The organism is Streptomyces recifensis, assembly GCF_002154615.1.
GTDB classification, from domain to species: domain Bacteria; phylum Actinomycetota; class Actinomycetes; order Streptomycetales; family Streptomycetaceae; genus Streptomyces; species Streptomyces griseoluteus.
In genome coordinates this window covers 1-12,283 of sequence record NZ_MUNH01000426.1, presented here as the reverse complement: position 1 = coordinate 12,283, position 12,283 = coordinate 1, and the positions used below count along the sequence as shown (strand labels likewise).

Below are 12,283 nucleotides of genomic sequence, written 5' to 3'. Positions count from 1 at the left end.
GACAGCTCGATCCTCACGGTGCCGTCCCGGTGGTGGAGGCGGAGTTCGAAGTCCCTTCCGGGTACGCGGCCGTGCAGGACGGCGTTGGCCGCGAGCTCGGCGACGATCAGGGCGACGGCCTCGGAGACGGGGGTGCCGTAGGGGTGGCCCCACTGGTCCAACTGATGCACGGCCAAGCGGCGCGCCAGCCGGGCACCCCGCCGGGTGGCGGAGAAACGCTGCGCGAACATACGTACGGTGACTGCCTCTTGGGCGGGTGTGGGCGGCATACCTCCAGCGTGGGGAGTCCCTCCGGGCGGCCAACAGGAACGAAGCCCATACAACTCCGCTTGTATCAGTGCACACTCTGGACTGGGTGGGTTACTCCCCGTGACGGCGGACGGATCGGGCGAGTTGAGCGCACGGGAGGCGATGACAATGGCAGCGGACAAGGGCGGGGGCGAGCCCGAACTCCCCGACAGCCTCAGGACCTTCGGTGCGGTACTGAAGTCGCTGCGGGAGCTGGCCGGGCTGACGCAAGAGGAGTTCGCCAGGGGGGTCGGATACTCGTCGGCCTACATCGCCAAGATCGAGCAGGGCAAGCGGTTCCCGCCGTCGGAGCTGCCTGCTCGGGCCGAGGAGGCGTTAGGGGCGCAGGGACGCAAAGTACTCACGGCAGCGGCAAGCAGTCTGACCAGACGACCGGGGCTGGCGCATCGGTTCCAGGAGTGGGCTGGGATCGAGGAGGAAGCGATCTCGTTGTACGCCTACGAATGCCGGGTGCTGCCTGGAATGTTGCAGCCGGAGTCGTACATCCGGGCGTTGCTCAACTGCGTGCCGCCGCCTGTGGATGAGGAGCAGATCGAACGCAATGTGAGAGCTCGGCTGGATCGACACCAGCTCATCTCCACCAGGGTCACCACCACGTTCATCTTTGTCGTCGAGCAGTGCGTCCTCGAACGGCGACTCGGCGGAAGGGAAGTGACGAGGCAGGTCATCGACCACCTCCTTGAGGTGGGCACCCGGCGCAATGTCGGGATCCAGGTCATGCCCACCGTGCGCGAGGACCACGCCGGTGTCGACGGTCCGATGTACTTGGCCGAGACCCCTTCCTGCCAGTGGCTCGGCTACACGGAAGGGCAGCGATCGAGCAACCTGCTTTCTACGCCCAAAGACGTGAGTGTGCTGTTGCAGCGCTATGGCAAGCTGCGTTCCCAGGCTATGGATTGGCCGACTACCGTGAAGCTGCTGGAACAAATCCGAGGAGCGCTATGAGCACCACTGACAAGTCGGCTTGGTTCAAGAGCAGCTACAGCGACTCCGAGGGTGCCAACTGCGTCGAGGTCGCCGTGCGCCCCGGTCTCGTCCACATCCGTGACTCCAAAGACACCCGCATCCAGCCCCTCACCGTGGCGCCGGAGGCGTGGGCCGCGTTCGTGGGCCGTATCGTGCCCTCATGCCCGGTGATCTGATTCGTATCGTTTCCCGCAACTCCCCCATGGCGCTCGCCCAAGTCGACCGCATGCAGGCCGAGTTGGCTGCGCTTCACCCCCACGTCCGTACCGAGGTACTGCCGGTGACGACCACCGGTGACCGTTGGATGGGGGACCTTGCCCAGGTCGAGGGCAAGGGAGCCTTCACCAAGGAAGTGGACGCCGCTCTGCTGCGCGGCGACGCGGACCTCGCCGTGCACTGCATGAAGGACGTGCCCGGCGACCGCCCCATCCCGGCAGGGACCCGCTTCGCGGGATACCTCGCGCGGGACGACATCCGGGACGCCCTGGTCGACCCGCAGGGCCGCACCCTGGACCAGCTGCCGGCGGGCACCCGCATCGGCACCTCCTCCGTGCGCCGGGTCGCGCAGCTCGCCGCGTCCCACCCGCACCTGGACTGCGTGCCGATCCGGGGCAACGCGAACAAGCGGCTGGAGAAGATGGCCGCCGGGGAGGCGGACGCGCTGATCCTGGCCGTGTCCGGCCTGGAGCGCATCGGCCGGATGGACGCGGCCAGTGAGGTCCTGACGCTGGAGACCATGCTGCCGCCGATCGGCGCGGGCGTCCTCGCCCTCCAGTGCCGGGAGGACGACACCGAGACCGTCGACATCGTCAGCGACCTGGGCGACCCCGCCACCCACCGGGAGACCACCGCCGAGCGGATGCTGCTGCACGTCCTCCAGGGCCACTGCAACTCCCCCATCGCCGGGTACGCCCGTACCGAGCGCTCGGGTGAACTCTCGCTGCGTGCCGCCGTGTTCACGCCCGACGGCAAGACCGTGCTGCACGCGCACGAGTGGGCCGGCCGTCTCGACCCGGCCACGCTCGGCACGTCCGTCGCCGTCGCCCTGCTCCGCCAGGGCGCGCGGGAGCTGATCGACGGCATCGCCCACTGAACCAAGAGGGACCGCGCCCGCGAGCGACGTATCCTCCTGAGCACCCCACCCCGTGCAGGAGGAACCCGCCCGTGGCTCAACACATCGACCCTTCCTTCCTGGCGCTCCCCCTGCGGGCCCTCGCCGACGCGGCTCTCGCCCGTGCGCGCGCCCTCGGGGCCGAGCACGCCGACTTCCGGCTGGAGCGGGTGCGCAGCGCTTCCTGGCGACTGCGGGACGGGCGTCCGTCAGGGTCCTCGGACACCACCGACCTCGGGTACGCGGTCAGGGTCGTGCACGGGGGCAGCTGGGGGTTCGCCTCGGGGGTGGACCTGACGATGGACGGCGCCGCCAAGGTCGCCTCGCAGGCGGTGGCGATGGCCAAGCTGTCCGCGCAGGTGATCAAGGCCGCCGGGTCGGACGAGCGCGTGGAACTGGCCGACGAGCCCGTGCACGCCGACAGGACGTGGATCTCGTCGTACGACGTCGACCCCTTCACCGTGCCCGACGCGGACAAGTCCGCGCTGCTCGCGGACTGGAGCGGGCGGCTCCTCGCGGCGCAGGGCGTCGACCACGTGGACGCCTCGCTGACCACCGTGCACGAGAACAAGTTCTACGCCGACACCGCCGGGACGGTCACCACCCAACAGCGCGTCCGGCTGCACCCCGAGCTGACGGCCGTCTCCGTGGACGACTCCAGCGGCGAGTTCGACTCGATGCGCACCCTCGCCCCGCCGGCCGGCCGGGGCTGGGAGTACCTGACCGGCACCGGCTGGGACTGGGACGCCGAACTGGAACAGATCCCGGAGCTGCTGGCCGAGAAGATGCGCGCGCCCAGCGTGGAACCGGGCCTGTACGACCTGGTCGTCGACCCCTCCAACCTGTGGCTCACCATCCACGAGTCCGTCGGCCACGCCACCGAGCTGGACCGCGCCCTCGGCTACGAAGCCGCCTACGCGGGCACCTCGTTCGCCACCTTCGACCAGCTCGGCAAGCTCAGGTACGGCTCCGAGCTGATGAACGTCACCGGCGACCGCACCGCCGAACACGGCTTGGCCACCATCGGCTACGACGACGAGGGCGTGGCCGCGCAGTCCTGGGACCTGGTGAAGGACGGCACCCTCACCGGCTACCAGCTCGACCGCCGCATCGCCAGGCTGACCGGCTTCGAGCGCTCCAACGGGTGCGCCTTCGCGGACTCCCCCGGCCATGTCCCGGTGCAGCGCATGGCCAACGTCTCGCTGCGGCCGGACCCCGCCGGGCTGTCCACCGAGGGGCTGATCGGGGGCGTCGACCGGGGTATCTACGTGGTCGGCGACCGGTCCTGGTCGATCGACATGCAGCGCTACAACTTCCAGTTCACCGGCCAGCGCTTCTTCCGCGTCGAGAACGGGCGGATCACCGGTCAGCTCAGGGACGTCGCCTACCAGGCCAACACCACCGACTTCTGGGGCTCGATGGCCGCTGTCGGCGGCCCCCAGACCTATGTGCTGGGCGGCGCCTTCAACTGCGGCAAGGCCCAGCCCGGCCAGGTCGCCGCCGTCTCCCACGGCTGCCCCTCCGCCCTGTTCCGGGGCGTCAACATCCTCAACACGACCCAGGAGGCCGGTCGATGAAGGTCAGCACGACGATCGGCTGGGGGTCCGGGGGCCCGCGGCGGCAGCCGCTCATGTCATCGGCCCCGGGATGGCACAGTCTCAACACCACGCAGGAGGCCGGGCGATGAGCGCGCGGAACAGCAAGCCCTACGAGATCGTCGAGCGGGCCCTCGCGCTGTCCCGGGCGGACGGCTGTGTGGTCATCGCGGACGAGGAGTCCAGCGCCAACCTGCGCTGGGCGGGCAACGCGCTCACCACCAACGGCGTGACCCGCGGCCGTACCCTCACCGTGATCGCCACCGTGGACGGGCAGCAGGGCACCGCCTCCGGCGTGGTCTCGCGGTCGGCGGTGACTGCGGCCGAGCTGGAGCCGCTGGTGCGGGCCGCCGAGGCCGCCGCACGGGCGGCCGGACCCGCCGAGGACGCCCAGCCGCTGGTCAGCGGGGTCCCGGACTCCCCCGACTTCCGCGACGCGCCCGCCGAGACCTCCTCCGCGGTCTTCGCGGACTTCGCCCCGGCACTGGGCGAGGCGTTCGCCCGTGCCCGGGCCGGCGGCCGCGAGCTGTACGGCTTCGCCAGCCACGAGACCGTCTCCACCTACCTCGGCACCTCCACCGGCCTGCGCCTCAGGCACGACCAGCCGACCGGCACCCTGGAGCTGAACGCCAAGTCCCCGGACCACACCCGTTCGGCCTGGGCCGGCCGCTCCACCCGTGACTTCAAGGACGTCGACCCGGGCGCCCTGGACACCGAGCTGGCCGAGCGCCTCGGCTGGGCCGAGCGCCGCGTGGAGCTGCCGGCCGGGCGGTACGAGACGCTGCTGCCGCCGTCCGCCGTGGCCGACCTGCTGATCTACCAGCTCTGGTCCGCCTCCGGCCGCGACGCCACCGAGGGGCGCACGGTGTTCTCCAAGCCCGGCGGCGGCACCCGTACCGGCGAGCGGCTCAGCGAGCTGCCGCTGACCCTGCGCAGCGACCCCGATGAGCCGGGCCTGAACTGCGCGCCCTTCGTCGTCGCGCACTCCTCCGGCGGCGACCGCTCGGTCTTCGACAACGGGCTGCCGGTACGCGCCACCGACTGGATCAAGGACGGCGTCCTCGACCGCCTCACCACCACCCGGCACAGCGCGGACCTGACCGGCCTGCCGCTCGCCCCGGCGCTGGACAACCTGATCCTGGACGGCGGCGGCGACCGCTCGCTGGCGGACATGGTCGCGGCCACCGAGCGCGGGCTGCTGCTGACCTGCCTCTGGTACATCCGCGAGGTCGACCCGGCCACCCTGCTGCTGACCGGCCTGACCCGTGACGGCGTCTACCTGGTGGAGAACGGCGAGGTCACCGGCCAGGTGAACAACTTCCGGTTCAACGAGTCGCCGGTCGGCGTGCTCGGCCGCGCCTCCGAGGCGGGCCGCACCGAGCAGACGCTGCCCCGCGAGTGGAGCGACTGGTTCACCCGCGCCGCGATGCCCGCGCTCCGCGTGCCGGAATTCAATATGAGCTCTGTCAGCCAGGGCGTATAACCTCGTAGTCGGCTGTCACCCGACCGCCGCATGATCATCTAGGAGACACGAGAACCGTGACGGACATCGTCGACGAACTGAAGTGGCGCGGGCTGATCGCCCTCTCCACCGACGAGGACGCATTGCGCAAGGCGTTCGCGGACGGTCCTGTCACGTTCTATTGCGGCTTCGACCCGACCGCGCCCAGCCTGCACCTCGGCAACCTGGTCCAGATCCTCACCATGCGCCGCATCCAGGACGCGGGCCACCGCCCGCTGGGCCTGGTCGGCGGCGCCACCGGTCTGATCGGCGACCCCAAGCCCACCGCCGAGCGCACGCTGAACGAGCCGGAGATCGTCGGCCAGTGGGTGGAGCGGCTGCGCGCGCAGATCCAGCCGCTGCTGGACTTCGAGGGCCCGAACGCGGCCGTGATGGTCAACAACCTGGACTGGACCCAGGGCATGTCGGCCATCGAGTTCCTGCGGGACATCGGCAAGCACTTCCGGGTCAACAAGATGATCGCCAAGGAGGCCGTCTCCCGCCGGCTGAACTCCGACGCGGGCATCAGCTACACCGAGTTCAGCTACCAGATCCTCCAGGGCATGGACTTCCTGGAGCTGTACCGGCGCTACGGCTGCACGCTCCAGACCGGCGGCAGCGACCAGTGGGGCAACCTCACCTCGGGCACCGACCTGATCCACCGGGTCGACCCGGACGCCGTGGTCCACGCGCTGGGCACCCCGCTGATCACCAAGGCGGACGGCACCAAGTTCGGCAAGACCGAGTCGGGCACCATCTGGCTCGACCCGGAGATGACCACGCCGTACGCCTTCTACCAGTTCTGGCTGAACGCGGACGACCGGGACGTCTCCAAGTTCCTGCGGATCTTCAGCTTCAAGTCCCGCGAGGAGATCGCGGAGCTGGAGCGGCTGACCGAGGAGCGTCCGCAGGCCCGTGCCGCGCAGCGCGCGCTCGCGGAGGAGCTGACGACGCTGGTGCACGGCGCCGAGCAGACGGCCGCCGTGGTCGCCGCGTCCAAGGCGCTGTTCGGCCAGGGCGAGCTTTCCGAGCTGGACGAGCGCACGCTCGCCGCCGCGCTCTCCGAGCTGCCGCACATCCAGGTCGCGGAACTGGGCCCGGTGGTGGATCTGCTCGCCGAGGTGGGTCTCGTGGCCAGCAAGTCGGCCGCGCGGCGCACGGTGAAGGAGGGCGGGGCGTACGTGAACAACGTCAAGGTCGCCGGCGAGGACGCCGTCCCGGCCGCCGAGGAGCTGCTGCACGGGCGCTGGCTGGTGCTGCGCCGGGGCAAGAAGAACCTGGCGGCGGTCGAGGTCACGGGCGCCTGAGGCACTGCGAGAGGGCGGCTTCCCTTCGCCGGGAGGCCGCCCTCTGTCGTACCCGCCGTGTCACACCCGTTCGTCGTACTTGCGCTTGCGGCGCTTGCCGAGGGTCGCGGTGTAGAGCCTGTCGACGAAGAACACGATGATGATCGCGGCGACGAGCTGGAAGATGTGCCTGCTCCAGTCGATCCCGCGCGTCTCCGCCACCCCGAGGCCGCGCGCGACGGCGTTGCCCGCCAGGGCGCCCAGGATGCCGCAGATGGTGGTCAGCCACAGGGGGCTGTGCTGCTTGCCGGGAATGATCGCCTTGGCTAGCAGGCCCAGCACGAATCCCACGATGATCGCCCACAGCCAGCCCATGGCGGCCTCCTCGTCCGGTCCGACCTGATCGATCCGCTCGTCCTGGCCAGTGTGGGCGCGCCCCGGCCGCCCCGCATGCCGGAGCCACCCGGACGGTGGACGTTCCCGCAGGCCGGGCGGCGCCCCGGTATCGAACGCGGCGGCCCGGCGGCGTACCGTTGGGGGGTGTCCCGGTCCGGTTCGGGCCCGGACGAGGCTTTCGGGCCGGGGTTGGACCCATGCGGGCGGATGGTGGACTGATGGGCAAGCAGCGTGGCGAGGTTTTCCGGATCACCGGCGCCCGGACCGGCCTGGCCGAGGACGTGCGGGGCCGGCAGCGCCGGTACGTGATCTCGATGTCGATCCGGACGGTGTCCGTGATCCTGGCCGCGTCCCTGTGGAACGTGGAGCGGTACGTCGCCATCGTGGCGCTGGTGCTGGGCGCCGCGCTGCCGTACATCGCGGTGGTGATCGCAAACGCGGGGCGGGAACGGCCGCAGTCGCTGCCGTCGACCTTCGTCGCCATGCCGTCCAAGCCGATGATCACACCGCCACGTGACGAAGAGTCAGCGGATCGGTCGGATTCCGGCCCGGAGCAGGAATCGTCCCGGCCGGGGCCGGAGTGGCGGGAGAAACGTTCCGACCGCGCCTGAGCAGCGTGGGAGCGGAAAAAGCGGAAGGCGACTTCCCGCCAAGCTCAAGAAAAGCTCAGTTCAATCATGCTGTTCTTGTGCCGGTCGGCCAGTGGTGCGTGACATACTGCGTACGCGCTCCGCATCCCCCGTCGGAGCGACAGACCGACGCCGGGCAGCTCCCCCCGTGGCTGCTCGGCGTCGCCTTGTTCGCAGCCGTTTCCGCGCGAATTCACTCCGCTCCCGCCGCGGCCCTTCCCCTTCGCCCGCCTCTGCGAGAATCTTCCCGTGAGTGAGACACCGATCTGTTCCGCGAAGGGCTGCCGGGCCGACGCCGTATGGGTGCTGGCGTGGAACAACCCGAAGATCCACACCCCGGAGCGGCGCAAGACCTGGATCGCCTGCGAGGAACACCGCGAGCAGCTGTCCCAGTTCCTCGGCGTGCGCGGCTTCCTGAAGGACGTGGTCCCGCTCCGGGAGTGGGAGGACTCAGCCGCCGATCGCTGACATGGGGCGGTCCGGCTGGACGAAGGACGGGTCGTCGAGGCCCGCGCCCGCCTTCTTGCCCCACATCGCCTTGCGCCACAGCTCGGCGATCTCCTCGTCCCGTGCGCCGGAGCGCAGCAGGGCGCGCAGGTCGGTCTCCTCGGTGGCGAACAGACAGGTGCGTATCTGGCCGTCGGCGGTGAGCCGGGTGCGGTCGCAGGCCGCGCAGAACGGACGGGTCACCGAGGCGATCACGCCGACCCGCTGCGGGCCGCCGTCCACCAGCCAGCGCTCCGCCGGGGCAGAACCGCGCTCGCCCTCGCCCTCCGCGGTCAGCTCGAAGCGAGTGCGCAGGGAGGCGAGGATGTCCTGGGCGGTGACCATGCCCTCGCGCTTCCAGCCGTGCTGGGCGTCGAGCGGCATCTGCTCGATGAAGCGGAGCTCGTAACTGTGCTCCAGCGCCCAGGCCAGCAGGTCGGGGGCCTCGTCCGCGTTCAGGCCCGGCATCAGGACCGAGTTGACCTTGACCGGGGTGAGGCCCGCCTCGGAGGCGGCGCGGAGGCCGTCCAGTACGTCCTGGTGGCGGTTGCGCCGGGTGAGGGTCTTGAAGACGTCGGGGCGCAGCGTGTCCAGCGAGACGTTGACCCGGTCGAGTCCGGCCTGCTTCAGGGCGGCGGCGGTGCGCTTGAGGCCGATGCCGTTGGTGGTGATCGACATCCGGGGGCGCGGCCGAAGCGCCGCGACGCGCTCCACGATGCCGACCAGGCCGGGGCGGAGCAGGGGCTCGCCGCCGGTGAAGCGGACCTCTTCGATGCCGAGGTGGGTCACCGCGAGGTCGATCAGGCGGACGATCTCGTCGTCCGTGAGCAGGTCCGGCTTGGCCAGCCACTGCAGACCCTCCTCGGGCATGCAGTAGGTGCAGCGCAGATTGCACCGGTCGGTCAGTGAAACCCTCAGGTCGGTGGCCACCCGGCCGTAGGTGTCGATGAGCACGTGGGCCCCCTCCCTCGTACCGGACCGCTTGTCACTGTCACCTGCGAGCCTACGCGAGACCTCGGACATCGACAGCGGGTGGCTTCCCGGCCCGGTGCGGACGCGGCCGTGAGGTGTGCCGGGCGGGCGGCTCAGTGCGCCCCGGTGCCGGTCAGGGACCGTACCTCCAGCTCGGCGTACTTCTCTGCGTCCGGGACCTCCTTGGACAGCAGGGTGCCGACCGCGCCCAGCAGGAAGCCGACCGGGATCGAGATGATGCCGGGGTTCTCCAGCGGGAACCAGTGGAAGTCGGCGTCGGGGAACATCGAGGTCGGCTTGCCGGAGACCACGGGGGAGAACAGCACCAGGCCGACCGCGGTGACCAGGCCGCCGTAGATCGACCACAGGGCGCCTGAGGTGGTGAACCGCTTCCAGAACAGGCTGTAGAGGATGGTCGGCAGGTTCGCCGACGCGGCGACCGCGAAGGCCAGCGCCACGAGTCCGGCCACGTTCAGGTCGCGGGCGAGGGCACCGAGCACGATGGAGACGGCGCCGATGCCGACGGTGGCGTACCGGGCGGCGTTGATCTCCTGCTTCTCGGTGGCCCGGCCCCTCTTGATCACGTTGGCGTAGATGTCGTGGGCGAAGGACGAGGAGGAGGCCAGGGTGAGGCCGGCGACGACCGCGAGGATCGTGGCGAAGGCGACGGCGGAGATGCTGGCCAGCAGGATGGCGCCCCAGTTGGAGTCCACTCCCCCGAGGTGCAGGGCGAGCAGGGGGGCCGCGGTGTTGCCCGCCTTGTTGGAGGCGATGATCTCCTCGGGCTTGATGAGCGCGGCGGCGCCGAAGCCCAGGGCGAGGGTCATCAGATAGAAGGCGCCGATCAGGCCGATGGCCCAGATCACCGACTTCCGGGCCGCCTTGGCGGTGGGCACCGTGTAGAAGCGGATCAGGATGTGCGGCAGGCCCGCGGTGCCCAGGACCAGGGCGATGCCGAGGGAGATGAAGTCCAGCTTGGAGGTGCCGGTGGCGCCGTACTTCAGGCCGGGCTCCAGGAACGCCTTGCCCTTGCCGCTGTTGTCGGCGGCCGAGCCCAGCAGGTCGGAGACGTTGAAGTCGAACTTGAGCAGCACCAGGAAGGTCAGCAGAACGGCGCCCGCGATGAGGAGGACGGCCTTGACCATCTGGACCCAGGTCGTGCCCTTCATGCCGCCGATGGTGACGTACACGATCATCAGGACGCCTACCAGGGCGACGATGCCGATCTTGCCGCTGTCGCTGGTGATGCCGAGCAGCAGGGAGACCAGGACACCGGCGCCTGCCATCTGGGCGAGCAGGTAGAAGATCGACACCACGATGGTGGAGGTGCCCGCGGCGGTGCGCACCGGGCGCTGGCGCATCCGGTAGGCCAGCACGTCGCCCATGGTGTAGCGGCCGGAGTTGCGCAGCGGTTCGGCGACCAGGAGCAGGGCGACCAGCCAGGCGACCAGGAAGCCGATGGAGTACAGGAAGCCGTCGTAGCCGAACAGGGCGATGGCGCCCGCGATGCCGAGGAAGGACGCGGCGGACATGTAGTCGCCGGAGACGGCGAGTCCGTTCTGGAAGCCGGTGAACTGGCGGCCGCCCGCGTAGAAGTCGGCGGCGTCCTTGGTCTGGCGGCCCGCCCAGACGGTGATGACCAGGGTCGCGGCGACGAAGACCGCGAACAGGGAGATGATCAGCCCTCTGTGCTCACTGGCCTCGCCGGCCGCGAGCCAGGTGTGCTGGGCGGCGATCGTGTGCTGAGCGGAAATCATGCGCCGCCCTCCATCCGGGACTTGATGGCCTCGGCCCTGGGGTCGAGCTTGGCGGCCGCGTGCCGCGCGTACCACCAGGCGATGAGGAACGTGGTGAGGAACTGGGCGAGGCCCAGCACGAGGGCCACGTTGATGTTCCCGGCGATCTCGGTGCCCATGAAGCCGCCCGCGTAGCAGGAGAGCAGCACGTAGAGCAGGTACCAGGTGATGAAGGCGATCGTCAGGGGGAAGGCGAAGGAGCGGTGTGCGCGGCGCAGTTCACCGAACTCCGCGCTCGCCTGCGCCTCGGTGAACTCCACGGGGGAAGGAAGTTGGTGCTTCGCGGGGGGCGGTGTCTCGGTCGCCACTCAAGGTCTCCTCGCGTCACGGACGGGCGGTTGCCGACCTCACTGGAACGGAGATCACGTTACCGGGCGTCAACGAGCGACTCCCCGTGGTGATCCTCCGGGGGGCGCGATCCGGCCGTGCCCCCTCGTTGACGCACACGGTCCGGCGCTGACGCCGGTTCACGCGAGTTCGGGGCTTTCGGAGTTCCGCGCCCGCGGGATAGCTTCACCTTGTTCCACCCGTCATGTACCTGCCCGAGCGCCACCCGTGCCTCGGGCGGTTCCGTTTCCGGATGATGTGGAGATCCCATGGCTCATCTGCGCTCCCGGCGCCGGTTCGCGCCGGCCGTCCCGGTCGTGCTGTCGCTGACCGCCTCGCTCGGCTTCCTGCCGACGGCGGCTTCGGCGGCCCCGTCCACGGCCCCGACGACGCGGGCGGCGGAGGGTTCGGCCACCACGTACGACGGCCCGAAGCTGTCCTACGTGGTCAACACCAGAACGGACCATCGCACGATCGAGTCGGTGCGCAGCGCGATAGGACGCAACGGCGGCACCGTCGTGGCCAGTTACGACCGCATCGGCGTCATCGTGGTGCACTCCGCGAACCCCGGCTTCGCCACGTCGATCCGCAAGGTGCCCGGTGTCTCCTCGGCCGGGGCCACCCGCAACGCGCCGCTGCCCGCGCAGTCCACCACCGACCTGGGCGCACCGAAGCCGCTGACGGCGGCGGAGCTGTCGAAGGCCAAGGCGGTGGACGGGCAGGACCCGTTGGAGCCGCTCCAGTGGGACCTGCCCGCCATCAAGGCGGACAAGGCCCATGAGAAGACGCTCGGCAACAGCAAGGTGACGGTCGCCGTCATCGACACCGGCGTGGACGACACCCACCCGGACATCGCCCCCAACTTCGACCGGGCGGCCTCCGTCAACTGCGTGTCCGGCGCGCCGGACA

General features: G+C 70.2%; 13 protein-coding genes and 1 pseudogene. 9 read left to right on the top strand and 5 right to left on the bottom strand.

The window, feature by feature from the left end; translation table 11 throughout:
• Window positions 1-230 (bottom strand): ATP-binding protein (locus tag CCN33_RS21555; RefSeq protein ID WP_140394614.1); only part of this gene is annotated, 230 nt, incomplete at its 3' end.
• A gap of 187 nt (window positions 231-417) precedes the next feature.
• Between CCN33_RS21555 and CCN33_RS21550 the strand changes: the two genes are divergently transcribed.
• The 6 genes from CCN33_RS21550 to tyrS all read left to right on the top strand — a co-directional run bounded on the left by CCN33_RS21550 (window position 418) and on the right by tyrS (window position 6,789).
• The gene (locus CCN33_RS21550; protein WP_086695201.1) at window positions 418-1,254 is read left to right on the top strand and encodes a helix-turn-helix domain-containing protein; all 837 of its coding nucleotides are present in this window, start codon (window positions 418-420) and stop codon (window positions 1,252-1,254) included.
• Window positions 1,251-1,451 (top strand): DUF397 domain-containing protein, encoded by a 201-nt coding sequence (locus CCN33_RS21545; protein ID WP_086695200.1) that lies wholly within the window; start codon window positions 1,251-1,253, stop codon window positions 1,449-1,451. Before CCN33_RS21550 ends, CCN33_RS21545 begins: the two co-directional genes overlap by 4 nt.
• Window positions 1,436-2,368 (top strand): hydroxymethylbilane synthase, encoded by a 933-nt coding sequence (gene hemC, locus CCN33_RS21540; protein ID WP_086695199.1) that lies wholly within the window; start codon window positions 1,436-1,438, stop codon window positions 2,366-2,368. The genes CCN33_RS21545 and hemC overlap by 16 nt, the downstream gene beginning before the upstream one ends.
• Before the next feature lie 71 nt (window positions 2,369-2,439).
• Complete coding sequence (locus tag CCN33_RS21535; protein WP_086695198.1) at window positions 2,440-3,963, top strand: TldD/PmbA family protein; 1,524 nt, start codon at window positions 2,440-2,442, stop codon at window positions 3,961-3,963.
• Window positions 3,964-4,069: 106 nt separating this feature from the next.
• The gene (locus CCN33_RS21530; protein ID WP_086695197.1) at window positions 4,070-5,464 is read left to right on the top strand and encodes a metallopeptidase TldD-related protein; all 1,395 of its coding nucleotides are present in this window, start codon (window positions 4,070-4,072) and stop codon (window positions 5,462-5,464) included.
• A 56-nt stretch (window positions 5,465-5,520) separates the two neighbouring features.
• Complete coding sequence (gene tyrS / locus CCN33_RS21525; protein WP_086695196.1) at window positions 5,521-6,789, top strand: tyrosine--tRNA ligase; 1,269 nt, start codon at window positions 5,521-5,523, stop codon at window positions 6,787-6,789.
• 60 nt (window positions 6,790-6,849) lie between these two features.
• Here tyrS and CCN33_RS21520 read toward each other — a convergent pair whose 3' ends face one another.
• Window positions 6,850-7,143 carry a GlsB/YeaQ/YmgE family stress response membrane protein gene (locus CCN33_RS21520; protein ID WP_086695195.1) on the bottom strand — a complete coding sequence of 98 codons (294 nt, stop codon included), beginning with the start codon at window positions 7,141-7,143 and terminating at the stop codon, window positions 6,850-6,852.
• Between the two features lie 239 nt (window positions 7,144-7,382).
• Here CCN33_RS21520 and CCN33_RS21515 point away from each other — a divergent pair, with 239 nt between their 5' ends.
• Together CCN33_RS21515 and CCN33_RS21510 are read left to right on the top strand one after the other, a co-directional pair.
• Window positions 7,383-7,775, top strand: a complete 393-nt coding sequence (locus CCN33_RS21515) for a DUF3099 domain-containing protein (protein WP_086695194.1) — start codon at window positions 7,383-7,385, stop codon at window positions 7,773-7,775.
• Window positions 7,776-8,042: 267 nt separating this feature from the next.
• A complete protein-coding gene (locus CCN33_RS21510; RefSeq protein ID WP_086695193.1) occupies window positions 8,043-8,261 on the top strand; it encodes a hypothetical protein in 219 nt (72 codons plus the stop codon).
• Here the strand turns inward: CCN33_RS21510 and moaA are convergent.
• The 3 genes from moaA to CCN33_RS21495 all read right to left on the bottom strand — a co-directional run bounded on the left by moaA (window position 8,244) and on the right by CCN33_RS21495 (window position 11,355).
• Window positions 8,244-9,233: a GTP 3',8-cyclase MoaA gene (gene moaA / locus CCN33_RS21505; protein ID WP_244173893.1), complete on the bottom strand. Its 990-nt coding sequence runs from the start codon at window positions 9,231-9,233 to the stop codon at window positions 8,244-8,246. The two genes, CCN33_RS21510 and moaA, sit on opposite strands and share 18 nt — an antisense overlap.
• Before the next feature lie 131 nt (window positions 9,234-9,364).
• Entirely contained in the window at window positions 9,365-11,008 is a 1,644-nt protein-coding gene (locus CCN33_RS21500) for a solute symporter family protein (RefSeq protein WP_086695191.1), read from the bottom strand.
• Entirely contained in the window at window positions 11,005-11,355 is a 351-nt protein-coding gene (locus CCN33_RS21495) for a DUF485 domain-containing protein (RefSeq protein ID WP_086695190.1), read from the bottom strand. The genes CCN33_RS21500 and CCN33_RS21495 overlap by 4 nt, the downstream gene beginning before the upstream one ends.
• A 288-nt stretch (window positions 11,356-11,643) precedes the next feature.
• On the opposite strand from CCN33_RS21495, the pseudogene CCN33_RS21490 reads away from it, so the two are divergent.
• Window positions 11,644-12,283: pseudogene (locus CCN33_RS21490) on the top strand (peptidase S8); the annotation flags it as partial.

Coding starts and splice junctions, on each gene's coding strand:
- hemC (WP_086695199.1), top strand. CDS start 1,436: ATGCCCGGTGATCTGATTCGTATCGTTTCCCGCAACTCCCCCATGGCG.
- CCN33_RS21500 (WP_086695191.1), bottom strand. CDS start 11,008: ATGATTTCCGCTCAGCACACGATCGCCGCCCAGCACACCTGGCTCGCG.
- CCN33_RS21530 (WP_086695197.1), top strand. CDS start 4,070: ATGAGCGCGCGGAACAGCAAGCCCTACGAGATCGTCGAGCGGGCCCTC.
- CCN33_RS21550 (WP_086695201.1), top strand. CDS start 418: ATGGCAGCGGACAAGGGCGGGGGCGAGCCCGAACTCCCCGACAGCCTC.
- CCN33_RS21515 (WP_086695194.1), top strand. CDS start 7,383: ATGGGCAAGCAGCGTGGCGAGGTTTTCCGGATCACCGGCGCCCGGACC.
- CCN33_RS21545 (WP_086695200.1), top strand. CDS start 1,251: ATGAGCACCACTGACAAGTCGGCTTGGTTCAAGAGCAGCTACAGCGAC.
- CCN33_RS21520 (WP_086695195.1), bottom strand. CDS start 7,143: ATGGGCTGGCTGTGGGCGATCATCGTGGGATTCGTGCTGGGCCTGCTA.